Origin of the sequence: Micromonospora sp. WMMD956 (assembly GCF_029626125.1) — a bacterium.
Classification (GTDB): Bacteria; Actinomycetota; Actinomycetes; order Mycobacteriales; family Micromonosporaceae; genus Micromonospora; species Micromonospora carbonacea.
This window is the reverse complement of record NZ_JARUBI010000005.1, coordinates 2129769-2155861: the sequence shown is the minus strand read 5'-3', so window position 1 is coordinate 2155861 and position 26093 is coordinate 2129769. Positions and strand designations below refer to the sequence as shown.

General features: G+C 75.0%; 22 protein-coding genes. 16 read left to right on the top strand and 6 right to left on the bottom strand.

The genetic code is table 11. The annotated features are described in order from the left end of the window. The first annotated feature begins 78 nt into the window (after positions 1–78). Positions 79–1083 (top strand): glycine betaine ABC transporter substrate-binding protein, encoded by a 1005-nt coding sequence (locus tag O7628_RS09955; protein WP_278129821.1) that lies wholly within the window; start codon positions 79–81, stop codon positions 1081–1083. A 94-nt stretch (positions 1084–1177) separates the two neighbouring features. Continuing rightward, on the top strand, positions 1178–3049 hold the full coding sequence (locus O7628_RS09950; RefSeq protein WP_278129819.1) for a hypothetical protein: 1872 nt from the start codon (positions 1178–1180) through the stop codon (positions 3047–3049). A gap of 31 nt (positions 3050–3080) precedes the next feature. Here the strand turns inward: O7628_RS09950 and O7628_RS09945 are convergent, their stop codons facing one another. Next, the gene (locus tag O7628_RS09945) at positions 3081–4250 is read right to left on the bottom strand and encodes an NADH-quinone oxidoreductase subunit D (RefSeq protein ID WP_278129817.1); all 1170 of its coding nucleotides are present in this window, start codon (positions 4248–4250) and stop codon (positions 3081–3083) included. After that, positions 4247–5326, bottom strand: coding sequence for an SAM-dependent methyltransferase (locus O7628_RS09940; RefSeq protein ID WP_278136268.1), 1080 nt, complete (start codon positions 5324–5326; stop codon positions 4247–4249). Before O7628_RS09940 ends, O7628_RS09945 begins: the two co-directional genes overlap by 4 nt. Positions 5327–5381: 55 nt before the next feature. Between O7628_RS09940 and O7628_RS09935 the strand changes: the two genes are divergently transcribed. The 11 genes from O7628_RS09935 (at position 5382) to O7628_RS09885 (ending at position 19008) form a co-directional block, all read left to right on the top strand. Beyond that, positions 5382–6659, top strand: a complete 1278-nt coding sequence (locus O7628_RS09935; RefSeq protein ID WP_278129815.1) for a phytase — start codon at positions 5382–5384, stop codon at positions 6657–6659. A 145-nt stretch (positions 6660–6804) separates the two neighbouring features. Beyond that, a complete protein-coding gene (locus tag O7628_RS09930; protein WP_278129813.1) occupies positions 6805–7773 on the top strand; it encodes a Rossmann-like and DUF2520 domain-containing protein in 969 nt (322 codons plus the stop codon). Next, positions 7770–8618, top strand: coding sequence for a pantoate--beta-alanine ligase (panC, locus tag O7628_RS09925; protein ID WP_278129811.1), 849 nt, complete (start codon positions 7770–7772; stop codon positions 8616–8618). The genes O7628_RS09930 and panC overlap by 4 nt, the downstream gene beginning before the upstream one ends. A 31-nt stretch (positions 8619–8649) precedes the next feature. Next, positions 8650–9075 (top strand): aspartate 1-decarboxylase, encoded by a 426-nt coding sequence (panD, locus tag O7628_RS09920; RefSeq protein ID WP_178066632.1) that lies wholly within the window; start codon positions 8650–8652, stop codon positions 9073–9075. 157 nt (positions 9076–9232) lie between these two features. Then, on the top strand, positions 9233–10129 hold the full coding sequence (locus O7628_RS09915; RefSeq protein ID WP_278129807.1) for a septum formation family protein: 897 nt from the start codon (positions 9233–9235) through the stop codon (positions 10127–10129). Positions 10130–10267: 138 nt separating this feature from the next. Beyond that, positions 10268–11965: an L-aspartate oxidase gene (locus O7628_RS09910; RefSeq protein WP_278129805.1), complete on the top strand. Its 1698-nt coding sequence runs from the start codon at positions 10268–10270 to the stop codon at positions 11963–11965. Then, a complete protein-coding gene (nadC, locus tag O7628_RS09905; RefSeq protein ID WP_278129803.1) occupies positions 11962–12912 on the top strand; it encodes a carboxylating nicotinate-nucleotide diphosphorylase in 951 nt (316 codons plus the stop codon). Before O7628_RS09910 ends, nadC begins: the two co-directional genes overlap by 4 nt. A gap of 25 nt (positions 12913–12937) precedes the next feature. After that, entirely contained in the window at positions 12938–13696 is a 759-nt protein-coding gene (locus O7628_RS09900; protein ID WP_074472289.1) for a type III pantothenate kinase, read from the top strand. Between the two features lie 166 nt (positions 13697–13862). Then, positions 13863–15371, top strand: a complete 1509-nt coding sequence (gene lysS, locus O7628_RS09895) for a lysine--tRNA ligase (RefSeq protein ID WP_074472290.1) — start codon at positions 13863–13865, stop codon at positions 15369–15371. Positions 15372–15484: 113 nt separating this feature from the next. Then, positions 15485–15829: an Lsr2 family protein gene (locus O7628_RS09890; protein WP_198956599.1), complete on the top strand. Its 345-nt coding sequence runs from the start codon at positions 15485–15487 to the stop codon at positions 15827–15829. A 659-nt stretch (positions 15830–16488) separates the two neighbouring features. Beyond that, positions 16489–19008: an ATP-dependent Clp protease ATP-binding subunit gene (locus O7628_RS09885; protein ID WP_178066628.1), complete on the top strand. Its 2520-nt coding sequence runs from the start codon at positions 16489–16491 to the stop codon at positions 19006–19008. Positions 19009–19300: 292 nt separating this feature from the next. Here O7628_RS09885 and O7628_RS09880 read toward each other — a convergent pair whose 3' ends face one another. Beyond that, entirely contained in the window at positions 19301–20212 is a 912-nt protein-coding gene (locus tag O7628_RS09880; protein ID WP_178067886.1) for an A/G-specific adenine glycosylase, read from the bottom strand. Between the two features lie 96 nt (positions 20213–20308). On the opposite strand from O7628_RS09880, the gene O7628_RS09875 reads away from it, so the two are divergent. The 3 genes from O7628_RS09875 to O7628_RS09865 all read left to right on the top strand — a co-directional run bounded on the left by O7628_RS09875 (position 20309) and on the right by O7628_RS09865 (position 22289). Then, the gene (locus O7628_RS09875; protein ID WP_074472292.1) at positions 20309–20821 is read left to right on the top strand and encodes an ACT domain-containing protein; all 513 of its coding nucleotides are present in this window, start codon (positions 20309–20311) and stop codon (positions 20819–20821) included. Continuing rightward, on the top strand, positions 20818–21378 hold the full coding sequence (locus O7628_RS09870; protein ID WP_278129798.1) for a peptide deformylase: 561 nt from the start codon (positions 20818–20820) through the stop codon (positions 21376–21378). The genes O7628_RS09875 and O7628_RS09870 overlap by 4 nt, the downstream gene beginning before the upstream one ends. A gap of 158 nt (positions 21379–21536) precedes the next feature. Continuing rightward, complete coding sequence (locus tag O7628_RS09865; protein WP_178066625.1) at positions 21537–22289, top strand: hypothetical protein; 753 nt, start codon at positions 21537–21539, stop codon at positions 22287–22289. 93 nt (positions 22290–22382) lie between these two features. Here the strand turns inward: O7628_RS09865 and disA are convergent, their stop codons facing one another. The 3 genes from disA to O7628_RS09850 form a co-directional block, all read right to left on the bottom strand. Further along, on the bottom strand, positions 22383–23567 hold the full coding sequence (disA, locus tag O7628_RS09860; protein ID WP_074472796.1) for a DNA integrity scanning diadenylate cyclase DisA: 1185 nt from the start codon (positions 23565–23567) through the stop codon (positions 22383–22385). 142 nt (positions 23568–23709) lie between these two features. After that, the gene (gene radA, locus O7628_RS09855; RefSeq protein WP_043965049.1) at positions 23710–25152 is read right to left on the bottom strand and encodes a DNA repair protein RadA; all 1443 of its coding nucleotides are present in this window, start codon (positions 25150–25152) and stop codon (positions 23710–23712) included. Between the two features lie 88 nt (positions 25153–25240). Beyond that, positions 25241–26023, bottom strand: coding sequence for a hypothetical protein (locus O7628_RS09850; RefSeq protein WP_278129795.1), 783 nt, complete (start codon positions 26021–26023; stop codon positions 25241–25243). Between the last annotated feature and the right edge of the window lie 70 nt (positions 26024–26093).

Here is a 26093-nt window from a genome sequence, read left to right as displayed (position 1 = left end):
CGCGGGCGACGACAGGAGATCGTCCGTCGGACACGCGGCCGGCCCGAGGGCCGCGCCGGGACACGGAAGGCGGGCTTGATGCGCGCACGTACACGGCTGGCCATCGGCGCGGTCGGCGCCCTCGCGGCGGCCGGTTTCCTCACCGGCTGCGGCGATGCCGGCTCCTCCGGCACCGAGGCCCCGCAGCAGGGGGCGTCGGGGGCGGGGTGCGCCCCGGTCGCCGGTGACCAGCTCGTCGTCCTCGCCGACGACAAGAAGCTCCAGAACACCGACAACGTCATTCCGGCGGTCAACGCCAAGGCGGCCACCCCGGAGCTGCTCGCGGCGCTGGACAAGGTCTCCGCCGCGCTGGACACGCCGAAGCTGATCGCGCTCAACAAGGCCGTCGACGTCGACCGCAAGACCAGCAAGGTCGCCGCCGAGGAGTTCGTCACGGCCAACAACGTCACCCAGGGCATCGCCAAGGGTTCGGGCGGCACGATCGTCGTCGGCGCCGGCAACTTCACCGAGAGCCAGACCATCGCCGAGCTGTACCGCATCGCGCTCACCGCCGCCGGCTACCAGGTCAAGGTGCAGCAGATCGGCAACCGGGAGCTCTACGAGCCGGCCCTGGAGAAGGGCGAGATCCAGGTCGTCCCGGAGTACGCGGCGACCATGGCCGAGTTCCTCAACACGAAGGCCAACGGCAAGGACGCCCAGCCGGTCTCCTCGCCGGAGCTGGACAAGACCGTCGCCGCCCTCAAGGCCGCCGGCGAGAAGGCCGGCATCGCCTTCGGCGCGCCGTCCGCCGCCCAGGACCAGAACGCGTTCGCCGTCACCAAGGCGTTCGCCGACAAGTACGGGGTGGGCACCCTGTCCGAGCTGGCTGCCAAGTGCTCCGGCAGCGCGACCGTGCTGGCCGGCCCGCCGGAGTGCCCGCAGCGCCCGAAGTGCCAGGCGGGCCTGGTGGAGGTCTACGACTTCAAGGCCGGCTCGTTCAGCTCGCTGGACGCGGGTGGCCCGCAGACCAAGAACGCCCTGAAGACGGGGAGCGCCAGCGTCGGCCTCGTCTTCTCGTCCGACGGGGCGCTCGCGGCCAGCTGACCCGCCCACCGGTCGCCGGCGGCCCCGTGCCGTCGGCGACCGGTGCTGTTCAGAACGTTCCCAGTAGGCGGAACTCTCGGTAGGCTACACATCCATGCCCGCCACGGTTGCCGCCACCGACAGGCGTGATCCCCGACTGCTGTCCGTGCTGTTCTGGATCGGTGTGGCGCTGGCCCCCGTCGCGGCGCTGATCCTGCTGGTCGCCGACGGCAACGGTCCGCTGCGGTTCGCCGCCGTGCTGGCGATCCTCGCCGTGGTGCTGATCGGCCTGTCGATCGCGCTGCGCGCCGACGGCGACGGCGGGCACGGGGAGGCGGCCGAGGAGCTGCGGGACGAGATCGACCAGTTGCGCCGGGAGTTGCGCGGCGAGATCGTGGCCGCCGCCCAGCGCGGCAACCAGGCCCTCGACGTGTCCCAGCGGGCCCAGGAGCAGGTGGGCGCGCTGCGTCGCCGGCTCGACGCCGCGGCGGCCGGGATCGCCGCCGACCCCGATCCGCCGGCGGCGCAGCCGGCGGGCCCGGGCCGGGCCCGGGTCGCGCCCGCCGAGACGTACGCCGACGCCGGCCCGCCCGGCGACGCCGAGGAGGCCCCGGCGGCCGGGCTCCGTGCGCCCGCCCGCCCGGACGACGCGTCCCCGGGCCACCGCCCCCAGCCGGCCCCACGCCACGGCGCGGACGGCCCGCCCCGACCGGGCGTCTACGGCGGCGACCACCCTGCTCGGCCGGGCGTCTACGGCAGCGACCACCCTGCTCGGCCGGGCGTCTACGGCGTGCCGTCCCGCCCGGCGGAGCCCGGCCTGCGGCCACCGCAGCCGGCCGCCCCCGAGCCCGCCCCGGCCCCGCGCCCGGTCGGCGTGGTCCGGCGCACGGAGACCGTGCACGTCACCACCCGGCACACCGTCGTCGACGGGCCGGATCCGGCGGCCGGCGGTTACGGCGGCGAGCGCTGGTCCCCGGCCCCCGGTGGTGACGACGACCGGTGGTCGCCGGCTCCCCAGGAACGGCCGTGGTCCGGTGGCCGACGACCGGCGACCGGCGAACCGGAGGGCCCGCCGTGGTCGGGCGGCCGGCGGCCGGCGGCCGGTGAGCCGGAGGGCCCGCCGTGGACCGGGCACGCCGACCCGGTCGCCCGCGTGCGGGGCACCGACGCCCACCGGTTCCCTGAGCCGGCCGCCGCGGAGCCGTTCGACGACGGTGCCTGGGCCCGGCAGCCGTCCTTCCGGGACGAGCCGGCCCACGCCGCCCGACGCGAGGCTCGGGGCGCGGCCGTCCAGCCGCAGGCGCGGGGCGGCCACGGCGGGCCGCGGGCCGGCGGGGGCGACGGCCCGGCGGGTCGGCACGGGGCGGACCGCGTCCCCGCGTACCCGCCCGCGCCCGCCGCCTCCGGCCAGTGGTCCGAGGCGGCGGCCGGCGACCGGTGGGCGGAGGTGCGCGACGACGACCGGGGCCGGGAGGTCCGGGTCGGCGAGCGCCGGGCCACCGCGCGCGCGGACGCGACCAGCAGCGGGTACCGGGTGGAGGACCGCTGGGCGGCGGTCCGGCAGGGCGACCCCTACCCGCAGGGGAGCCCGGGGGACCGCTGGTGGGACGGGGACGCCGCCGGGGCGGGGGCCGCCGGCCCGGGCGGCTGGCCGGACGCGGACGGCGGCGGCGCGGACCGCAGCGGTCGGCCCGGCCACGCGGGGCCGGGCGGCGGCACGGACTGGGAGCACGGGACGTGGTCCGAGCCGGCGTCCCCGGCGCTGCCGGCGGGCGGCGTGCCCGCGCCGACGCAGTGGCGGTCGCCGGCCCGACGCGAGGCCCCCTCGGCGGAGCAGTGGGGCGCGGCGGAGCGGTGGGGCGCGGCGGAACCCGAGCCGGCCCGGCCCAGCCGGCACCAGCGCGCCGACGGGCAGCGGTACGGCTACCCGCCCCCCGACGAGACGCCCCGCGCCGGCGCTGCCCGCCCGGCCGACCACTGGCGCTGATTCCGCCGGCGCGAACCGGCAGGGGAGCCGCCTACTTGTCGATGTCGCCCACCACGAAGAACATCGAGCCGAGGATCGCGATCAGGTCGGGCACCAGGCACCCCGGCAGCAGGGTGGCCAGCGCCTGCACGTTCGCGTACGACGCGGTGCGCAGCTTCAGCCGCCACGGCGTCTTCTCTCCCCGCGACACCAGGTAGTAGCCGTTGATGCCGAGCGGGTTCTCCGTCCAGGCGTACGTGTGCCCCTCGGGGGCCTTCACGACCTTCGGCAGCCGGGTGTTCACCGGCCCGGTGAGCCGGTCCACCCGCTCCAGGCACTGCTCGGCGAGGTCGAGCGAGGCGTACACCTGGTCGAGCAGCACCTCGAACCGGGCGTGGCAGTCCCCGGCGGCCTTCGTCACGACCGGCACGTCGAGCTGGTCGTAGGCGAGGTAGGGCTCGTCACGGCGCAGGTCCAGGTCGAGCCCGGAGGCGCGGGCGACGGGCCCGGACGCGCCGAACGCGGCGGCGTCGGCGGCGGACAGCACCCCGACCCCGACGGTGCGGGCCAGGAAGATCTCGTTGCGCCGGATCAGCCTGTCCAGGTCCGGCATGCGGCGGCGCACCTCGCCGATGGCGGCGCGGGCCCGGCCGGTCCAGCCGGCCGGCACCTCCTCCTTGAGCCCGCCGACCCGGTTGAACATGTAGTGGATCCGGCCGCCGGAGACCTCCTCCATGACCGCCTGGATGGTCTCCCGCTCGCGGAACGCGTAGAAGACCGGCGTGATCGCGCCGATCTCCAGCGGGTAGGAGCCGAGGAACATCAGGTGGTTGAGCACCCGGTTCAGCTCGGCCAGGGCCATCCGCAGCCAGGTGGCGCGCTCGGGCACCTCCATGCCCATGAGCCGCTCGACGGCGAGCACCACGCCCAGCTCGTTGGAGAACGCCGACAGCCAGTCGTGCCGGTTGGCGAGCACGATGATCTGCCGGTAGTCGCGCACCTCGAACAGCTTCTCCGCGCCCCGGTGCATGTAGCCGACGATCGGCTCGGCGGCGACCACCCGTTCCCCGTCGAGCACCAGCTTGAGCCGCAGCACGCCGTGCGTGGAGGGGTGCTGCGGCCCGATGTTGAGCACCATGTCGGTGCCGAGCTGCTCGCCGCCGGCCCCGGTGCCGACGGTCAGCTCGCGCAGGTCACCGGTGTCCGTGGTCATGCCCGTCATCGTGCCATGAGCGCATCGACGGCGACGCCGACCGGCTGGAGCAGCCACCAGTGCCCGCCGAGCCCGGCCGGGTCGGTCAGCTCGGCCACCGCCGACGCGGCGGCGAGCGTCCGCAGGTAGCCGGCCGGGTCGGTGCCGGCCAGGCTCAGCGGCGGTCGCCCGCCGTCGGCCCCGAGCGCGCGCAGCGCCTCCCGCTGCGACATCAGCGTGTACGCGCACCCGGCGACCCGCTCCCCGGCGGCGGCGACGGAGTCCATGGCCACGTGCGCGGTGACGTCGCACGAGCCGTCCGGCACCGGCGGCACCTGCCGCCCGCCCCGGTACCCGGTCAGCGTCCCGCCCGCCGGCCGCGCCCCACGCAGGTGCCCGTAGTCCACACCCAGCGCCACCCCCCGCCGCAGACTCCCCACCACCCCGGCCCAGGCCAGATCCCGCCCCCGCCCCACCTCCACCCGCCCCCCGTATTCGGTGATCAAGAGGTTTGCGTCAGGTTCGGGCCCTTCCGCTGACGCAAACCTCTTGATCACCGGGCCTGGGGTGGGGGTGGGGTGCCAGCGGGTCAGCCAGGTCTGGTCCTCTTTGGTCAGTGGGGGGCCGGGGGTCTCCTTGCCCGTGCTCGGGTTCACCAACACGTAGCGCCAGCCGGTCTCGGTGGGGACGGCCACGTCGACGGGGACGTTGTCCAGCCATTCGGTGGCCAGCAGCAGGCCGGTGATTCCCGTCGGGGCCTCGGTCGTCCAGTCGATGGCGGGCGGCAGGTCCGGCGGGCGGGGGGCCAGTTCCACGGCCGTGAGGCGCAGGCGGCTGCTGAGGGACGACCCGGCCGCCTCGTCGGCCAGGGTGGCCAGGGCGACGAGCAGCTCGCCCCGGCCCGCGCCCACGTCCACGAGGTCGAACGGCGCGGGGAAGCCGAGGGCGGCGTCGAGCCGCGACACGAGCCGGAACACTGCGGCCGCGAACGCCGGGGAGGCGTGCGCGCTCGTGCGGAAGTGGCCGGCCGGGCCCGCCCCGCCGACGAAGAAGCCGCCCGGCCCGTACAGGGCGCGGTCCATCGCGTTCCGCCAGCGCAGTGGCACGGAGTTCATCCCGCGTTCAGGGCCCGTCACCGTGCCGACCCTACGGTCTGCGGGCATGAGACGAATCGCGATCCCCGCGCTGGCGGCCGTGCCGCTGCTGCTGGCCGCCTCCGGTGCCGCCGCCGCGCCCGCCCGGGGCGACGCGCCGCGCGCCGTGCGGGCGGTGGCCGAGACCCCCAGCCTGTACGACGACGCAGCCGGCGGCGACGCCGACGCCGACGACCCGGCGATCTGGGTGCACCCGACCGACCCGGCCGGCAGCCTGGTGATCGCCACCGCCAAGAACGGCGGCCTGCGGGTCTACGACCTGGCCGCCCGCGAGCGGCAGGCGATCGCCACCCCGCCCGCCCCGGGCCCGGACGACGAGCCGGGTCGGTTCAACAACGTCGACCTGGTGGCCGGTTTCCGGCTCGGCGGGCAGCGGGTCGACCTGGCGGTGGTCACCGACCGGGGGCGCGACCAGCTCCGGTTCTACCGGATCGACCCGGCCACCCGGCTGCTCACCGACGTGACCGCGCCGGGCGTGCCGTTCGCGTTCAGCCGGGACCAGGCGGAGGTCGACGAGCAGCGCACCGCGTACGGGCTGGGCACCTACGTGGACCCCGCCGGTGCCGGGTACGCGGTGGTGAGCCGGCGCAGCACCCCGGAGGTGGGGGTGTTCCGGCTGGTCGAGCGCGCCGGGCGGGTCACCTACCGGCCGGTGGACCGGCTGACGCTGCCGTCGGCGTTCACCCTGCCCGACGGCACCGCCTGGTCGCCGTGCACCGACCCGGGCGACGGCCCGCAGGTGGAGGGGACCGTGGTGGACCCGGACACCGGCGCGGTGCACCTGGCGCAGGAGAAGGTGGGTCTGTGGCGGACCCGGCTGGCGGGCGGCCGGTTCGCCGGGCCGCCGACGCTGGTCGAGCGGGTCCGCGAGTACGGCGTGCCGGCCGCGTTCGACCCGGCGGGGGACGACTGCGTGACCGACTACCCGGCCGATCCCGGGTTCGGTGGGCCGATCGCGCAGGACGTGGAGGGGCTGACGATCTACCGGACGGGCCGCCTGACCGGCACCCTGGTCGTCTCCGCCCAGGGCGACGACACGTTCCACACGTACGACCGGCGCAGCGGCCGCCCGACGGGCCGCTTCGCGGTGGTCGACGGCGTGGTGGACGGCTCGCAGGAGTGCGACGGCGCGGCGGTGACCGCGACCCCGCTGCCGGGCTTCCCCGGCGGGCTGCTGGTGGTGCACGACGGCCGGAACACCCCGGAGACCCCGGGCGGGGACGGCGAGGCCCGCCCGGACACCGACTTCAAGTTCGTCGACGCCGGGTTCCTGCGTCGCCGCTGATCATGGCCGGGCCGGGCCGTCGGGACGCCCCGCGGCGGCCCGGCCGCCCGGCGGTGAAGGTTTTCACACCTTCTTGTTGCGACCTCTTCACGGCGGCGCATACTTGCGATCGACCGGTACCCCCTTCGAGGACTGGATCGTTGCCATGAGCGCACCGCTGCGCCCGCGTCCGGCTGCCCCCGCGCGGGCCGCCGCACCCTCGGGCGGCGTCACACCCTCCTTCCCCCGCGTGCTGACCGTCGGCGTCCTCGGCGCCGGCCGGGTCGGCGCCGTGCTGGGCGCGGCGCTCGCCGCCGCCGGGCACCGGGTGGTCGCCGCCTCCGGCGTCTCCGGGGCGGCGAAGGCCCGCATCGCCCTGCTGCTGCCCGACGCCGCCAACCGCTCCGCCACCTCCGTGGCGCACGCCGCGACCGACCTGCTGCTGGTCGCCGTGCCCGACGACGCGCTCGCGGCGGTGGTGGCCGGTCTCGCCGAGACCGGGGCGCTGCGCCCCGGCCAGGTGGTCGCGCACACCTCCGGCGCGCACGGGCTGGCCGTCCTCGCCCCCGCCGCCGCCGTCGGGGCCCGCCCGCTGGCCCTGCACCCGGCGATGACCTTCACCGGCACGCCCGACGACCTCGGCCGGCTCGCCGGCATCTCGTACGGGGTGACCGCGCCGGCCGAGCTGCGTCCGCTGGCCGCCCGGCTGGTCGCCGACCTCGGCGGGGTGCCCGAGTGGGTGGGCGAGACCGACCGGGCGCTCTACCACGCGGCGCTGGCGCACGGCGCGAACCACCTGGTGACCCTGGTCAACGAGGCGGCCGACCGGCTGCGCGACGCCGGGGTGGGCCAGCCGGAGAAGGTGCTCGCCCCGCTGCTGCGGGCGGCGCTGGAGAACGCCCTGCGCCTCGGCGACGACGCGCTGACCGGCCCGGTGTCCCGGGGCGACGCCGGCACCGTACGCCGGCACCTGGAACGGCTGGCGGCGACCGCGCCCGAGTCGGTCGCGGCGTACCTGGCCCTGGCCCGGCGCACGGCGGACCGGGCCATCGCGTCGGGCCGGCTGCGCCCGGCGGACGCCGCGCCGCTGCTCGACGTGCTCGGTGGGACCCGACGAGAGGTGAGGCACGCATGACGGAGCTGGTGCGGACCCGCGCGGAGCTGGCGGAGGCGCGCGCCGCCCTGACCGGCACCGTCGGCGTGGTGATGACCATGGGCGCGTTGCACGCCGGGCACGAGGCGCTGCTGCGCGCCGCCCGGGAACGGGCCGACCACGTGCTGGTGACGATCTTCGTGAACCCGCTCCAGTTCGGGCCGACCGAGGACTTCGACCGCTACCCGCGCACCCTGGAGGCGGACCTGGAGGTCTGCCGGCGGTCCGGGGCCGACGTGGTCTTCGCGCCGGACCGGGGCGAGGTGTATCCGGACGGCGAGCCCCTGGTGCGGGTGGACCCGGGGCGGCTCGCCGACGACCTGGAGGGCCTGAGCCGGCCCGGCTTCTTCCACGGGGTGCTGACCGTGGTGCTGAAGCTGTTCCACCTCACCCGCCCCGACCTGGCGTTCTTCGGCGAGAAGGACTACCAGCAGCTCACCCTGGTGCGGCGGATGGCCCGGGACTTCGACGTGCCCGTCGAGGTGGTCGGCGTGCCGACCGTGCGGGAGCCGGACGGGCTGGCGCTGTCCAGCCGCAACCGCTACCTCTCGCCCCCCGAGCGGCAGGCCGCGCTGACCCTCTCCGCCGCGCTGCGGGCCGGCGCGGCGGCCGCCGACCGGGGCGAGCACGGCGGCGAGGTGCTGGCCGCCGTGCACGGGGCGCTGGGCGACGGCCCGCCCGGGGTCGAGGTGGACTACGTGGCGCTCACCGACGCCGACCTGGAGCCCGGCCCGGTCGCCGGCCCGGCCCGGCTGCTGATCGCGGCAAAGGTCGGCACCACCCGCCTGATCGACAACACGGCGATCCGGCTCGCCCCCCGATCCTGACCCGTCCTCCCGCACCGCGAAAGGCACCCCGATGTTCCGCACCATGCTCAAGTCGAAGATCCACCGGGCCACGGTGACCCAGGCCGACCTGCACTACGTCGGCTCGGTGACCGTGGACGAGGACCTGCTCGACGCAGCCGACCTGCTCCCCGGCGAGCAGGTGGCGATCGTGGACGTCACCAACGGCGCCCGGCTGGAGACGTACGTCATCCCCGGCGAGCGGGGCAGCGGCGTGATCGGCATCAACGGCGCCGCCGCCCACCTCGTGCACCCCGGCGACCTGGTCATCCTGATCTCGTACGGGCAGTTCGACGACGCCGAGGCGCGGGCGTACCGGCCCCGGGTGGTGCACGTCGACGCCGACAACCGGGTGGTCGAGCTGAACGCCGACCCGGCCACGGCCGCCCCGGGCACCGCCGGCGACCCGGTCCCGAGCCCGCTGGCCGTCGTCGGCTGACCCGGGCCGCCCCGCGCGGGGGCCCGCCCGCCACCGGGCCGGCGTCCGGCGTCACCCCCGGACCGGCCCCGGATGTCTGCCCGTACGCGGTATGTCACCGATGGTCATCTCTGGTTAGGCTGGGGTCCCGTCGCGAGCTGGTGGTTGGGGAGGCCCGATGCGTCGTGCGTTGACGAGCGTGTGCGTCGCCCTGGTCACGGCGGTCGTGCTGGCCGGCTGTGGGGGCCCGGCCGGCGTCGACGGCGACCTCACCGACGACTGGGCCGCCCCGGGTCCGGCGGGCCCGTTCACCCCGGCCGCCGGGGTCTGCCAGGTCGCCGACTTCGTCGACGTGCTGCCCCTGCCGGCGTACGCGCCGGTCGACTGCGCGCTCCCGCACCTGGTGGAGACCGTGCACGTCGGCGCGTTCCCCGCCGACCGGGCCGCCCCGCCGGGCAGCGGCTCGCCCGAGCTGCGCGCCCCGTTCGCCGACTGCGACACGAGGGCCACCGCGTACGTGGGGGACGACTGGCGGGCCGGCCGGCTCCGACTGGCCGTGGCGGTGCCGTCGAAGACCGGCTGGATGTCCGGGGCCCGCTGGTACCGCTGCGACCTGACCGAGGTGAGCACCGCCGAGGCGGGCGCGGTGCCGGTCACCCGCACGGGCAGCCTGCGTGGCGCGCTGAAGGGGCCCTCCCCGCTGCGGCTGGGCTGCCAGCGCAGCGAGAACGTCGGGCGGCGCGGCGCGCAGGTGCTCAAGCCGGTGGAGTGCGCCACCCGGCACGACGCCGAGTTCGTCGGGGTGTGGAAGGCGCCGGACGAGCCGTACCCGGCCCGGGACGCCGACTGGCTCCCCTTCTACGCCGGCTGCCGCACGGCCCTGGCCCGGTACGCGGGCGTGCCGGACGACGACGACCTGCGCTTCCGCAGCGGCCTGGTGGTCCGCCCGCCGGGGGCGGGGCGCTGGCGGGTCGGCGACCGGGGGGTCCGCTGCTACCTGTGGCTCAGCGACCGCACGGTGACCGCCTCCCTGAAGGGCGCGGGCCCGACCGGCCTGCCGGTCCGCACGAAGTGACCGCCGCCCCGCCGGCGGGGCACGGCGACGCCGTCCCGCCCGACCCGGACGCCGGGCGCGCCGGGTGCCCGGGGTAGCCCAAACCACTCGTCCCGCCCCCGCCGCCCGAGGTGAGCGGCCTTCGGGTTGACTGTGCTCATGGACCTACCGACCGTCGACCTGCCCGTCCTGCCGACGCTGCTGGCCGCGCCCGCCCCCGGCTGGGTGGAGACCACCGACGTGATCGTGGTCGGCTCCGGGGTGGCCGGGCTGACCGCCGCGCTGCACCTGCGCGAGGCCGGCCTGCACGTCACCGTGGTCACCAAGGTCAACATCGACGACGGCTCGACCCGCTGGGCCCAGGGCGGCATCGCCGCCGTGCTCGACCCGGCCGACACCCCGGCCGCGCACGCCTTCGACACCGAGGTCGCCGGGGTGGGGCTGTGCGACCCGGCCGCCGTGCGGGTGCTGGTGGAGGAGGGGCCGACCCGGCTGCGGGAGCTGATGCGCATCGGCGCGGAGTTCGACCGCCACCCCGACGGCTCGCTCATGCTCACCCGGGAGGGCGGGCACCGGGCCGACCGGATCGTGCACGCCGGCGGGGACGCCACCGGCGCGGAGGTGCAGCGGGCCCTGCACGCGGCGGTCCGCCGCGACCCGTGGATCCGGCTGGTCGAGCACGCCCTCGTGCTGGACCTGCTGCGCGCCCCCGGCGACGGGCCCGGCGGGCTCGGCCCGGCCTGCGGGATCACCCTGCACGTGCTCGGCGAGGGCAGCGAGGACGGCGTCGGCGCGCTGCTGGCCCGCGCGGTGGTGCTCGCCACCGGCGGGATGGGCCAGGTCTTCTCCGCCACCACCAACCCGGCCGTCTCCACCGGCGACGGCGTGGCGCTGGCCATGCGGGCCGGCGCGGCGGTCACCGACGTGGAGTTCGTCCAGTTCCACCCCACGGCGCTGATCACCCCGGCCGGCGCCGGCGTGCCGGGGGCCGGCCGGGCGCAGCAGCCGCTGGTCTCCGAGGCGCTGCGCGGCGAGGGCGCGCACCTCGTCGACGGCGACGGCAAGCGGTTCATGGTCGGCCAGCACGAGCTGGCGGAGCTGGCCCCCCGGGACGTGGTGGCCAAGGGCATCCACCGGGTGCTGCTGGCCACCGGCGCCGACCACGTCTACCTCGACGCCCGGCACCTCGGCGGCGACTTCCTGGCCGGGCGCTTCCCGACCATCGTCGCCTCCTGCCTGGCCATCGGCGTCGACCCGGCCACCGACCTGATCCCGGTCGCCCCGGCCGCCCACTACGCCTCCGGCGGCGTCCGCACGGACCTGCGGGGCCGCACCTCCATCCCCGGCCTGTACGCCTGCGGCGAGGTGGCCTGCACGGGCGTGCACGGCGCGAACCGGCTGGCCAGCAACTCGCTGCTGGAGGGGCTGGTGTTCTCCCGCCGGATCGCCGAGGACATCGCCGCCGGCCTGCCCGAGCAGGCCCGGCCCGCCGAGGCCGGCGCGTGGGCCGGCGGGGGCGGCTGGGTGGTGCCCGCCGCCGGGACGCCCGCGCTGCAACGGGCGATGACCCGGGGCGCCGGGGTGCTGCGCTCGGCGGACACGCTCGCCGCCACGGCCACGGAGCTGGGCGAGCTGGGTTCCGGCCGGGGCACCCCGCGCACCGCCGACTGGGAGGCCACGAACCTGGTCACGGTGGCGTCGGCCCTGGTCGCCGCCGCGTACGCCCGCCGGGAGACCCGGGGCTGCCACTGGCGGGAGGACCACCCGACGGCCGACGAGCGGTGGCGGGGCCACCTGGTCGCCGAGGTCGGGGAGCAGGGCAGGCTGACGTCTCGCTGGGAGGCTGGAGAGCGATGAGGGGCACCACGGAGCAGGCGCTGCGGGCGGCCGGGCTGGACCCCGCCGAGGTACGGCGGGTGCTCGTCACCGCGTTCGCCGAGGACCTCGGCCCGGACTTCCTCGACGTCACCAGCGTCGCCACCATCCCGGCCACCCAGACCGACACGGCCGACCTGGTCGCCCGCGCCGACGGGGTGGTCGCGGGGCTGGCCGTGGCGGCCGCGGCGTTCGAGCTGGCCGCCGAGGTGACCGGCTTCCCGGGCGACCCCGGCGCCGCGCCGGGCGGCGGCCTGGCCGGCGGGGCGGGCGGCGGCCGTACCGTCGAGGTGTCGCTGGTGGCCCACGACGGGCAGCGGGTGGCGCGCGGCGACGTGCTGGCCACGGTGGCCGGGCCGACCCGGCTGCTGCTCACCGCCGAGCGCACGGCGCTCAACCTGCTCTGCCGGCTGTCCGGGGTGGCCACCCACACCCGGGCCTGGGCGGACGCGCTGGCCGGCACGAAGGCGACCGTGCTGGACACCCGCAAGACCACCCCGGGCCTGCGGGCCCTGGAGAAGTACGCGGTGCGGGCCGGCGGCGGCACCAACAAGCGGATGGGCCTGTACGACGTCGCCATGATCAAGGACAACCACAAGTTCGCGGCCGGCGGCGTCGCGGCGGCCTACCGCCGGGTCCGGGAGGTCTTCCCCGGCGTGGCGGTGCAGGTGGAGGTGGACACCCTCGCCGAGGCGCTGGAGGCCGTCGAGGCGGGCGCGGACTTCCTGCTGCTGGACAACATGACCCCGGCGACGCTGCGCGCGGTGGTGGCCGCCGTGGGGGACCGGGCGGAGCTGGAGGCGACCGGCGGGCTGACCCTCGACGTCGTGGCGGAATACGGTGCGACCGGCGTGGACTACCTGTCGGTCGGCGCGCTGACGCACTCCTCGCCGATCCTGGACGTGGCGCTGGACCTGCGTCCCCGGTGAGCCCCCGCGCGTCTAGGCTGCGTGCGTGCTGCTCTGCATCGACATCGGAAACACCAACACCGTGCTGGCGACCTTCGACGGCGACAAGCTGGTGCACTCCTGGCGGATCAAGACCGACGCCCGCTCCACGGCGGACGAGCTCGGGCTGATGTTCCGGGGGCTGCTCGCCGGTGACGCCGTGGAGATCACCGGGGTGGCCGCCTGCTCGACGGTGCCGGCCGCGCTGCGTTCGCTGCGGACGATGCTCGCCCGCTACTACGCCGACCTGCCGAGCGTCATCGTCGAGCCGGGGGTACGCACCGGCGTGCAGCTCGCGATCGACAACCCGAAGGAGGTCGGCGCCGACCGGGTGGTCAACACGCTCGCCGCGTACACGCTGTTCGGCGGGCCGTCGATCGTGGTCGACTTCGGCACCACCACCAACTTCGACGTGATCAGCGGCCGGGGCGAGTTCCTCGGCGGCGCGTTCGCCCCCGGCATCGAGATCTCCTTCGACGCGCTGGCGGCCCGCGCCGCCCAGCTGCGCAAGGTGGAGGCGGCCAAGCCCCGGTCGGTGATCGGCAAGAACACCGTCGAGTGTCTCCAGTCGGGGCTGTACTTCGGCTTCGCCGGGCAGGTGGACCGGATCGTCGAGCGGATGACCGAGGAGCTGGGCGAGGTGCGGGCGGTGATCGCCACCGGCGGGCTCGCGTCGGTGGTGATCGGCGAGTGCCGCACCATCACCCACCACGAGCCGATGATCACCCTGATCGGCCTGCGCATGGTCTACGACCGCAACGTGTGAGGCGCAAGGAAGGGCCCCCTGTTAACGCCTCCGGTAGAGAAGGGCACCCCGCTCACCCCGTACCCGACGAGCCGCCGCGGGGTGGGTCATGCCGTAACGGGTGCCGGGGGCCTTGAGTACGCTCGGGCCTGACCCCGCCGAAACTCCTGAGCTGAGGAAGCGTGCCGTGACCGAGCAGAATCCCGTGCCAGTCGACCCCGCCGACGACCTTCCCGAGCAGATGAAGGTCCGCCGGGAGAAGCGGGACCGGATGCTCGCCGACGGCGTCGAGCCGTACCCCGTCGGGTTTCCCCGGACCGACACCCTGGCCGAGGTCCGCGCGAGGTATGCCGACCTGCCCACCGACACGGCCACGGGCGACCGGGTCTCGGTCACCGGCCGGGTGATCTTCGTACGGAACACCGGCAAGCTCTGCTTCGCGACGCTGCGGGACGGCGACGGCACCGAGCTCCAGGCGATGCTCTCCCTCGACCGGGTCGGCGCGGAGCGGCTGGACGACTGGAAGCGCCTCGTCGACCTGGGCGACCACGTCGGGGTGACCGGCGAGGTGATCACCAGCCGGCGTGGCGAGCTGTCGGTGCTGGCCGAGCAGTGGGCGGTCACCGCGAAGGCGCTGCGCCCGCTGCCGGTGGCGCACAAGCCGCTCAGCGAGGAGGCCCGGGTCCGCCAGCGCTACGTCGACCTGATCGTGCGCCCGCAGGCGCGCCAGATGGTGCGTACGCGGGCCGCGGCCGTGCGCAGCCTGCGCGACTGCCTGCACGGGCAGGGCTTCGTCGAGGTGGAGACCCCGATGCTCCAGTTGCTGCACGGCGGCGCGGCGGCCCGGCCATTCGTGACCCACAGCAATGCGTTGAGCACCGATCTGTATCTGCGAATCGCGCCGGAACTGTTTCTCAAGCGCGCAGTGGTCGGCGGCGTCGATCGGGTGTTCGAGATCAACCGTAACTTCCGTAATGAGGGTGTCGACTCTTCGCACTCGCCGGAGTTCGCGATGCTGGAGGCCTACCAGGCGTACGGCGACTACGACACGATGGCGGCGCTGACCCGCAATCTGGTGCAGGAGGCCGCGATCGCGGTCGGCGGGTCGACCGTGGTGACGCACGCGGATGGCCGCGAGTTCGATCTGGGCGGCGAGTGGCGCTCCGTGACCCTCTTCGGGGTGCTTTCGGAGGCGCTCGGCGAAGAGGTCACCGTCCGCACCGAGCGGGCCCGCCTCGTCGAGTACGCCGACAAGGTCGGCCTGGCCGTCGACCCGAAGTGGGGGCCGGGCAAGCTCGCCGAGGAGCTGTTCGAGGAACTGGTCGTGCCGGGGCTCCAGGCGCCGACGTTCGTGCGGGACTACCCGGAGGAGACCAGCCCGCTGACCCGGGCCCACCGCAGCGAGCCGGGGCTGGCCGAGAAGTGGGACCTCTACGTCCTCGGGTTCGAGCTGGGCACCGCGTACTCGGAGCTGGTCGACCCGGTGGTGCAGCGGGAACGGCTCGTCGCCCAGGCACAGCTCGCGGCCCGCGGCGACGACGAGGCCATGCGGCTGGACGAGGACTTTCTCCGGGCCATGGAGTACGGAATGCCCCCGGCCGGCGGCATGGGAATGGGAATCGACCGGCTGTTGATGGCGCTGACGGGCCTGGGAATTCGGGAAACCATCCTCTTCCCGTTGGTCCGCGCGGAGTAGCCGACCGGCCACCCGGCAGGGGCAGTTACCGCATCCTATTGACGAGGCAAGCATCGGGCGGGTTATTGTGCTCTCAGTTTGCAGGATCACCCTGCTCGAAAGGAATGTGGGACGTGGCCAAGCAGATCATTCACAAGCTGGTCGATGACCTGGACGGCGGGGACGCTGACGAGACCGTCAAGTTCGCGCTCGACGGGGTTCAGTACGAGATCGACCTGTCCGCCACGAACGCCGAGAAATTGCGGGAGGTTTTCTCGCCCTACGTCGCGAACGGCACCAAGGTGGGCCGGGGCGGCGTGGTGGTCGGCGGGCGGGCCGCGCGCGGCCGGGGCGGTGCCACCGCCGACCGCGAGCAGAACAAGGCGATCCGGGCCTGGGCCAAGCGCGAGGGCAAGGAGATCTCCGACCGGGGACGCATCCCGCAGGAGATCGTGGACGAGTTCCACGCCAAGCGCTGAGCGCCGAGGCGGTCCCGGGTGACCGCCACCGTCGCCGGGTGCGACAGGGCCCTCGGCGGGACAACCCCGACACGGGCGACACCGACGCCGGACCGGAGCACACCTCCGGGCCGGCGTCGCCGTGTCACCGAACCGCCCCGGGCGCGACGGGCCGCCGCCCCGCCCGACGTCGCCCCGCCCGACGCCGGCGCGGCCGTGCGCCCCGGCGCGGGGCACCGCCCGCCGGACGGGAAGAACCCGGCTCGTCGCGGCGTTGTCCACAACCGGTGGAAAACTCGTCCACAGCCTGTGGACGACCGGACCGCCGCCCACCCGGCCCGTCGCCCGGACCGCCGGTCGGACCGCCGGCCGACCCTCGGTTGGCCGGTCGAACCGGTCGCCGGAGGGCGGCGCGGGCCCGTGCGGGGGCGTGCAGCCGGGTCCCACCACCCGTCCGAATTTCGCTCTGCGCGTACACGCGGAGACCCCGGAACACGCCCTGAGCGCGGACGGTTGGCTAAAACGACGCGTACCGGACCCTCGCGGAGGACACACGACCTCAGCGGAGTCGGTCCGCGGCGATAGAGTAATGAGGCAAGGACGCCCGTCCCGGACGTCCGCGCACCGGCCCCGCCGAGATCTGACCATCAAGGCGCACGGCACGTGAGGAGCACGAGGGCATGTTCGAGCGGTTCACCGACCGAGCGCGACGGGTTGTCGTCCTGGCCCAAGAAGAGGCCCGGATGCTCAACCACAACTACATCGGTACGGAGCACATCCTGCTGGGCCTGATCCACGAGGGTGAGGGTGTCGCGGCGAAGGCCCTGGAGAGTCTGGGGATCTCGCTGGAGGGTGTGCGTCAGCAGGTCGAGGAGATCATCGGTCAGGGCCAGCAGGCGCCGAGCGGGCACATCCCGTTCACGCCGCGGGCGAAGAAGGTCCTGGAGCTGTCGCTGCGCGAGGCGCTGCAGCTCGGCCACAACTACATCGGCACGGAGCACATCCTGCTCGGCCTGATCCGCGAGGGCGAGGGCGTCGCCGCCCAGGTCCTGGTGAAGCTCGGGGCCGACCTCAACCGGGTGCGCCAGCAGGTGATCCAGCTCCTCTCCGGCTACCAGGGCAAGGAGCCCGCGGCGGCCGGCACGACGACGGGCGAGGCCGCCCCGTCGACCAGCCTCGTGCTGGACCAGTTCGGTCGGAACCTGACCCAGGCTGCCCGCGAGGGCAAGCTCGACCCGGTCATCGGGCGGGAGAAGGAGATCGAGCGGGTCATGCAGGTGCTGTCCCGCCGCACCAAGAACAACCCGGTGCTGATCGGCGAGCCCGGCGTCGGCAAGACCGCCGTGGTGGAGGGCCTGTCCCAGAAGATCATCAAGGGCGAGGTCCCGGAGACGCTGAAGGACAAGCAGCTCTACACCCTCGACCTGGGCGCGCTGGTCGCCGGTTCCCGCTACCGCGGTGACTTCGAGGAGCGCCTGAAGAAGGTGCTCAAGGAGATCCGCACCCGGGGCGACATCATCCTGTTCATCGACGAGATCCACACCCTCGTCGGCGCGGGCGCGGCGGAGGGCGCGATCGACGCGGCGTCGATCCTCAAGCCGATGCTGGCCCGTGGCGAGCTGCAGACCATCGGCGCCACGACGCTCGACGAATACCGCAAGCACCTGGAGAAGGACGCCGCCCTGGAGCGGCGGTTCCAGCCGATCCAGGTGGGTGAGCCGTCCCTGGCCCACACGATCGAGATCCTCAAGGGTCTGCGCGACCGGTACGAGGCGCACCACCGCGTCTCGATCACCGACGCGGCCCTGGTCGCGGCCGCCACCCTGGCCGACCGGTACATCTCCGACCGCTTCCTGCCGGACAAGGCGATCGACCTGATCGACGAGGCGGGCGCGCGGATGCGGATCCGCCGGATGACCGCGCCGCCGGACCTGCGGGACTTCGACGAGCGCATCGCGCAGGTGCGCCGCGACAAGGAGTCCGCGATCGACGCGCAGGACTTCGAGCGCGCCGCGCAGCTCCGCGACAAGGAGAAGCAGCTGCTGGGCCAGAAGGCGCAGCGGGAGAAGGAGTGGAAGGCCGGCGACCTCGACGTCGTCAGCGAGGTCGACGACGAGCAGATCGCCGAGGTCCTGGGCAACTGGACCGGCATCCCGGTCTACAAGCTGACCGAGGAGGAGACCTCCCGCCTGCTGCGCATGGAGGACGAGCTGCACAAGCGCGTCATCGGCCAGGAGGACGCGGTCAAGGCCGTCTCGAAGGCCATCCGGCGCACCCGGGCCGGCCTGAAGGACCCGAAGCGCCCGTCCGGCTCGTTCATCTTCGCCGGCCCGTCCGGCGTGGGTAAGACCGAGCTGTCCAAGGCGCTGGCGGAGTTCCTGTTCGGCAGCGAGGACGCCCTCATCCAGCTCGACATGTCCGAGTTCCACGACCGCTACACGGTGTCCCGGCTCGTCGGCGCCCCTCCCGGCTACGTCGGCTACGACGAGGGCGGGCAGCTGACCGAGAAGGTGCGGCGTCGGCCGTTCTCCGTGGTCCTCTTCGACGAGATCGAGAAGGCCCACCCGGACGTGTTCAACACCCTGCTCCAGATCCTGGAGGACGGGCGGCTGACCGACGGCCAGGGCCGGATCGTGGACTTCAAGAACACGGTCATCATCCTGACCACCAACCTCGGCACCCGGGACGTCGCCAAGGCCGTGTCGCTCGGCTTCCAGGCGTCGGAGGACTCGGAGTCGAACTACGACCGGATGAAGCAGAAGGTCAACGACGAGCTGAAGCAGCACTTCCGGCCGGAGTTCCTCAACCGGATCGACGACACCATCGTGTTCCACCAGCTGCGGCAGACCGAGATCCTCTCGATCGTGGACATCATGATCGCCCGGATCGAGACCCAGCTGCGCAACAAGGACATGGGGCTGGAGCTGACCGACAACGCCAAGAAGTACCTGGCGAAGAAGGGCTTCGACCCGGTCCTGGGCGCGCGGCCGCTGCGGCGCACGATCCAGCGGGACATCGAGGACAACCTGTCCGAGCGGATCCTGTTCAACGAGTTGACCCCCGGCCAGATCATCGTGGTCGACTGCGAGGGCGACCCGGAGGACATCGACAAGTCCAAGCTGGTGTTCCGCGGCTCGGACCGACCCGCCGAGGTTCCCGACGCGGTCCCCGCCGAGCTGGGCGGCACCGAGGCCGCCTGACCCGAGGGGCAGGACGACAGAACGGGCGACGGCCCGGCGGCTCTCGCCGCCGGGCCGTCGCCCGTTCCTCCTTCCGCCGGCCCCGGCCGTCACAGGCAGGGCATCGCCATGTCGGCGATCTGGGGGTATCGGGAGGAGCGCGGAAGTCGGATGCCGGAGATCTGGGGGTATCGCCAGGCTCGGAAGCCGCGATGCCGGCGACCTGGCGGCCCTGTCTGAGCTGGGCGGGACACGAAGGCGGTCCGGGGGCGGTCCGGCTGGCCGGGTGGGACCCCGGCCGGCCCGGGGCGGGTCAGGCGTCCAGGGCCGGGGCCGGGACCGGCGGGCCGTCACCCGCGAGGCGGAACGACTCCCCACCGGCGGGTTCCACCAGGCCGTCGGTGACCAGCCCGGCCAGGGCGCGGGAGCGCTGGACGTCGTCGGTCCACACCTGGTCCAGCCGTTGGCGCGGCACGGGGCCGGTGGCCTCCCGCAGCACCGCCAGCAGCAGCCCGCGCACCTGGCGGTCCGTGCCCGCGTACCGCTGGGGACGCCGCGTCGGCCCGGCGGGCGCCGCCTGACCGGAGGCCCGCCAGGCGCAGACCGACTCCACCGGGCAGACCGCGCACCGGGGCGACCGGGCGGTGCAGACGACCGCCCCCAGCTCCATGAACGCGGCGCTGGCCAGGGCGGCCCCGGCGGGCTCCACCGGCAGCAGTTCCTCGGTGGCCACCAGGTCGGCGGGGCGGGTGGCGGGGCCGGCGTCCGGCTCACCGGCGATCGCCCGGCAGACCACCCGCCGCACGTTGGTGTCGACCACCGGGTGCCGCTGCCCGTACGCGAAGGCGGCCACCGCCCGCGCCGTGTACGTGCCGACCCCCGGCAGGGCGAGCAGGTGTTCCAGCCGGTCGGGCACCTCGCCGCCGTGCCGCTCGACGATCGCCGTCGCGCAGTCGTGCAGCCGCATCGCCCGGCGCGGGTAGCCCAGCCGCCCCCACATCCGGATCGCCTCGGCGGGCGTGTCGGCGGCGAGCGCGGCGGGGGTGGGCCAGCGGGCCAGCCACGCCTCGTAGGCCGGCAGCACCCGCACCACGGGCGTCTGCTGGAGCATGACCTCGCTGACCAGGATCGCCCACGCGCCCACGCCGGGCACGCGCCACGGCAGGTCGCGGGCGTTGCGCTCGTACCACCGGCTGACGAGGGTGGCGAAGGTGTGCTCGGACATCGCGTCGTCGATCATGTCACGGGCCACCTTCCCGCAGGGTGGGCGGGCCGGGCGGGGCGTCGCGGAGGCCACCCCCCGATCGGGCAGAATGCCCGGATGAGCGAGCTCGCGATCACCGTCATCGGCCGGGACCGGCCCGGCATCGTGGCCGACGTCGCCGAGGTGCTCGCCCGGCTGGGCGCGAACCTCACCGACTCCACCATGACCCGGCTGCGGGGCCACTTCGCGATGACCCTGATCTGCGTGGGCCCGGCCGCCGCCGACGTCGAGGCCGCGCTGTCCCCGCTCGCCGCCGACGGCCAGCTCCTGGCCACCGTACGGGCGGTCACCCCCGACGGCGCGGCCGCGCCGGCCGGTGAGCCGTACGTGCTGGCGGTGCACGGCGCGGACCGGATGGGCATCGTCGCGGCGATGACCCGGGTGCTGACCGACGCGGGCGGCAACGTCACCGACCTGAGCACCCGGCTGACCGGCTCCCTCTACGTGGTGGTCGCCGAGGTCGACCTGCCGCCGGGCACCTTCGACGAGGTGGCCGGCCGGTTGGCGCTGGCCGCGGCGGAGTTGGGCGTGGGGGTCAGCCTCCGCCCGGCGGACACGGACCTGCTGTGACGACGGAGTACGCGGGCCTCGCCGGCTGGACCCCGGCGGCGCTGCCGGTGCCGGGCGAGGTGCGCCCGGTGGTCTCCGCCCCCGACCCGGTGCTCAGCCGGCCGGGGCCGGAGGTGGACCCGACGTCGGACGAGATCGTCCGCCTCGCCGCCGACCTGATCGCCACGATGCGGGTCTCGCCGGGCTGCGTGGGCCTCGCCGCCCCGCAGGTGGGCGTGGGCGCGCAGGTGTTCGCGGTGGACGTCACCGGCCACCCGAAGGCGGTCACCGTGCACGGCACGTTCGTCCTGTGCAACGCCCGGGTGGTGGAGGCGACCCGGTGGAAGAGCGGCCGGGAGGGCTGCATGTCGGTGCCCGACCTCACCGGCGACGTCAAGCGGGCCAGCCGCCTGGTCGTCGAGGGGCTGCTGCCGGGCAGCGGCGCGCCGGTGCGGCTGGTCACCGACGGCTTCGAGGCGCGCGCGTTGCAGCACGAGATCGACCACTGCCACGGCCTGCTCTTCCTCGACCGGGTGGCCGGAGCGCACGCGATCTACCAGCGCAAGGTCTACCAGTGACCGGTCCCGGCACCGCCGGACGCCGGGCCGCAGCCGGCGGGGTCGCCGCCCCGGGCGGGGGGTCGCTGTCGTGAGTGGAGGGTCGTCACGGTGAGCCGAGGGTGCTCCGGCGCGTCGCGCCCGACGACGGTGCGTCGCGCCGCTACGGTGGGGGCATCATGCGTCTGACGGTCGGCCCCCTGCCACCCGCCGTGTACTGGCGGCGTCGCGCCGTCGTACTTGGAGCGGGCCTTCTCTTCCTGATCGTGCTGCTCTATTCCTGCAACGGCGCGGGCAACACGGGCACCACGCCGCAGTCGAAGTCGACCCCGACTCCGACGGCGTCCCCGGGCGCCGGCGACCCGTCGGCGGTGCCCGAGCCGAGCGGTTCGGTGCTGACGCCGCAGACCGGTCTCCCGCCCGGCGGGTCGGACGACCCGGGCAGCGACCCGGGCTCGTCGGGGGGCGAGCAGGGCGGGTCGAGCGGCCCCTCCGGCGGCGACGGCGCTCCGGCCGGGCCCGGTGGGGCGGACGCCGGGACGTGCACCGACGCGGAGATCTCGGTGACGCCCGTGGTGCTGCCGACGTCGGCCCCGCAGGGCACGGTGGTCAGCCTCCAGCTCAAGATCAAGAACAGGTCGGACCGCACCTGTAGCCGGGACGTGGGCGCGGACTTCCAGGAGCTGTTCGTCAAGTCGGGCGCGGAGAAGGTCTGGTCCTCCGACACCTGCGGCAACGTCAAGGGCTCGGACGTGCAGTCGTTCACGCCCGGCTTCGAGCGGTCGTACCAGGTGGACTGGAACGGGCGGGACACCAGCCGCTGCAAGGACGGCCTCGCCAACGGCCCGTTGCCGCCGGCCGGGGCCTACCAGGTGTTCGGGCGGCTCGACACCAAGCTCAGCTCGCCGGTGAAGCTCACCATCACCGACTGACGCCCGCCCGCCCGCCGGTCCGGCTCCGACCCCGGCGGCCAGGCCCCGCTGCCGCCGGCTTGACGCGAGCGTCGGACGTGGCGTTCCGGAACGTCAGACGTAGCGTTCCAGGATGGAGGCCTCGGCGAGCCGGGACAGCCCCTCCCGGACGCCGCGGGCGCGGGCGTCGCCGACGCCCTCGACGGCCTGGAGGTCCTCCACGGTGGCCCCGAGCAGCCGCTGGAGGCTGCCGAAGTGCAGCACCAGCCGGTCGACGATGGCCACCGGCAGCCGGGGGACCTTCGCCAGCAGCCGGAAGCCGCGTGGGCTGACCGCCGCGTCGAGCGCGTCGGAGGCGGCCGGGTAGCCGATGGCCTTGGCCACCGCGACGAGGTCGATCAGCTCGGTGGCGCCCAGCAGGTCCAGCTCGACCAGCGCCTCGTCGAGGGTGCGGGACTTGCGGCCGGCGGGCAGGTAGTCGCGGATGACCAGGGTGCGGTCGGCGTCCACGCCGGCCATCAGCTCGTCGAGCTGGAGGGCCAGGAGGCGGCCGTCGGTGCCCAGCTCCACCACGTAGCCGGCGATCTCGTCGGCGATCCGGCGGACCATCTCCAACCGCTGCACCACCGCCACCGCGTCCCGGACCGTCACCAGGTCCTCGATCTCCAGGGCGGACAGGGTGCCGGAGACCTCGTCGAGACGCAGCTTGTAGCGCTCCAGGGTGGCCAGGGCCTGGTTGGCCCGGGACAGGATGGCCGCCGAGTCGTCCAGCACGTGCCGCTGGCCGTTGACGTAGAGGCTGATGATCCGCATCGACTGGCTGACGGAGATGACCGGGTAGCCGGTCTGCCGGGCCACCCGCTCGGCGGTGCGGTGCCGGGTGCCGGACTCCTCGGTGGGGATCGACGGGTCCGGCATCAGGTGCACGGCCGCCCGGACGATGCGGGTGCCGTCGCTGGACAGCACCACCGCGCCGTCCATCTTGCACAGCTCCCGGACCCGGGTCGCCGAGAACTCCACGTCGAGGGGGAAGCCGCCGGTGCACAGCCCCTCGACGACCTTGTCGTAGCCCAGGACGATCAGCGCGCCCGTGCGACCGCGCAGGATCCGCTCCAGGCCGTCACGCAGCGCGGTGCCGGGGGCCATGAGGGCGAGATTGGCCCGCAGCGGATCACCGCTCGCGCCGCCGACACTCCCGGTCACGCTGACGCTGATCGGACGGGCGGGCGAGCCCACGGCACCGGTGCGGGCGTGGGGTGTCGCGCCGGCGGTTTTGCTGGCATCGCGGTCGATCGGCACGCGCACAGTCTACGGACTGGCGTGCGGTGGGTGCTGTCGTGGTTACTGTGATGTGTCACGATGCCCCCCGCCGACCGCGTCGGGAGGCCCGTCGCGCTTGTCCGGAATCGCACCGGCGGTCCGACCCGGCCGCCACCGTCGGTCACTCCGCCGATGCGCGGGCGGCACACTGGAGCGCCGAGCGCACGTCGGTGACCTCCATCACGCGCATGTTCTCGGGGCCCGCCCCGGCGCTCTCCGGGCCGCACCCCGGGGGCACGAGGGCCACCCGGAAGCCGAGCCGGGCCGCCTCGGCGAGCCGGCGGGGCACCGCGCCGACCCGGCGCACCTCGCCGGTGAGGCCGACCTCGCCGATCGCCACGAGGTGCGGGTTGATGGCCAGGTTGAGGCCGCCGGAGGCGACCGCGAGGGCCACCGCCAGGTCGGCCGCCGGCTCCACCACCCGGATGCCGCCGACGGTGGCCGCGAAGACCTCCCGGTCGTGCAGGGTCAGCCGCTCGGCGCGGCGCTGGAGCACCGCCAGCACCATCGCCAGCCGGGCCCCGTCCAGCCCCGAGACGGTGCGTCGGGGCGAACCCGCCACGGTCGCCCCGATCAACGCCTGCACCTCGGTGACCAGGGCCCGCCGCCCCTCCATCGCCACCGTGACACAGGTGCCCGGCACCGGCTCCGAGTAGCGGGTGAGGAACAGCCCGGACGGGTCGGCGAGGCTGCTGATGCCGCCCTCGTGCATCTCGAAGCAGCCGACCTCGTCGGCGGCGCCGAACCGGTTCTTCACGCCGCGCACCATCCGCAGCGAGGAGTGTTTGTCGCCCTCGAAGTGCAGCACCACGTCGACCAGGTGCTCCAGCACGCGGGGCCCGGCCACCTGGCCGTCCTTGGTGACGTGGCCGACCAGGACGGTGGCGACCCCCCGCTCCTTGGCCACGGCGACCAGGGCGGCGGTGACCGCCCGCACCTGGGTCACCCCGCCGGGCACCCCCTCGGTGCCGGCGGTGGAGATGGTCTGCACCGAGTCGAGCACCAGCAGCCCCGGCTTCACCGCGTCGAGGTGGCCGAGGACCGCGCCGAGGTCGCTCTCGGCGGCCAGCCAGAGCTGGTCGTGCAGGGCGTTCATCCGCTCGGCGCGCAGCCGCACCTGGCTGACCGACTCCTCGCCGCTGACCACCAGCGACGGGCTGCCGGCGGTGGCCGCCCACTGCTGGGCGACGTCGAGCAGCAACGTGGACTTGCCGACCCCCGGCTCGCCGGCGAGCAGCACCACCGCGCCGGGCACCAGGCCGCCGCCGAGCACCCGGTCGAGCTCGCTCACGCCGGTGGGACGGGCCTTGGCCGGCGCGGCGCTGATGGTGGCGATCGGCCGGGCCGGCTCGGCCGGCATCCGGGAGCTGACCACCCGCCCGGAGACGGTCGGGCCGGTCACCGTGCACTCGACCACCGAGCCCCACTCGCCGCACTCGGGGCAGCGCCCCACCCACTTGGGCGGCTGGTGGCCGCAGGCGTCGCACTCGTAGGCGGGGCGGGGCTCACGGGCGGCCCGGCCGCGCGGGGTCGCCCGGGAGGGTGTCGATCGGGGCGTCGTCACACCGGAACGTTAGTCCCCCCGTACGACGAAGCGCCGCCGGCATGGCGGGTGCCACGCCGGCGGCGCCGGGTCGTCTCCTCGGGGCGGGTCAGTCGTGACCGGAGCCCTCGGTGCCGCCCTCCGCGCCGTGCGCGCCCTCGCGCTGCACGATCTGGGACGGCTGCGGGAGCGGGGTCAGCGGGACGCCGACCGGGGCCGGGGTGCTGATGGTGCGGCCGTTGCCGAAGTCGAAGGTCAGGTTGACCTGCTGGCCGGCGAGCAGCGCCTGGTTGAGGCCGACGAGCTGGAGCGACCGGCCGCCCTGCACGTTGAGCTGGACGTAGCCGAGGGCGGGGATCTCGAACCGGGCCGGCTCGCCGGCCGGGGCCGACGGGCTCGGCGCGGCGGACGGGCCCTCCGACGCGCCCTCGGACGGGCTGGCCGACCCGGACGGCGACCCGGAACCCGACGGCGACGCGCCCTCGGACGGCGACGCGGACCCGGACGGCGACGCGCCCTCGGACGGCGACTCGCTGGCCGACGCGGACGGGCTCGCGGACGCGGACGCGCCGCCGCTGATCACGATCTCCCGCGCGCCGTCCGTGGTGACGGTCACCGTCACCGGGCTCTGCGTGTCGTTGTAGAGCACCGCGTTGACGGCGGCGTTCGCGCCGGCCTGGTAGCCGCCCGGACCCGGGTATTCCACGTAGAGCCCGCGCACCTTGTACGCGTTGTCCGCAGTCTGGGTGTTGACGCCCTGGACCGACGGCTCCTTGATGGCGGTCTCGGCCACCTGGCCGGCGCCGCAGCCGGTCGCCAGCAGGCCGGTCGCCGCCGCCACGCCGGACAGCAGCAGGGCCGCCCGCCGGGAACCCCTGATCGAGCGCGTCACGTCGGTCCTCCTCGTCACGATCCCCACCCGGCCGTCGCCGGGCACGGTGGCCATACCCGCGCAGACCGGC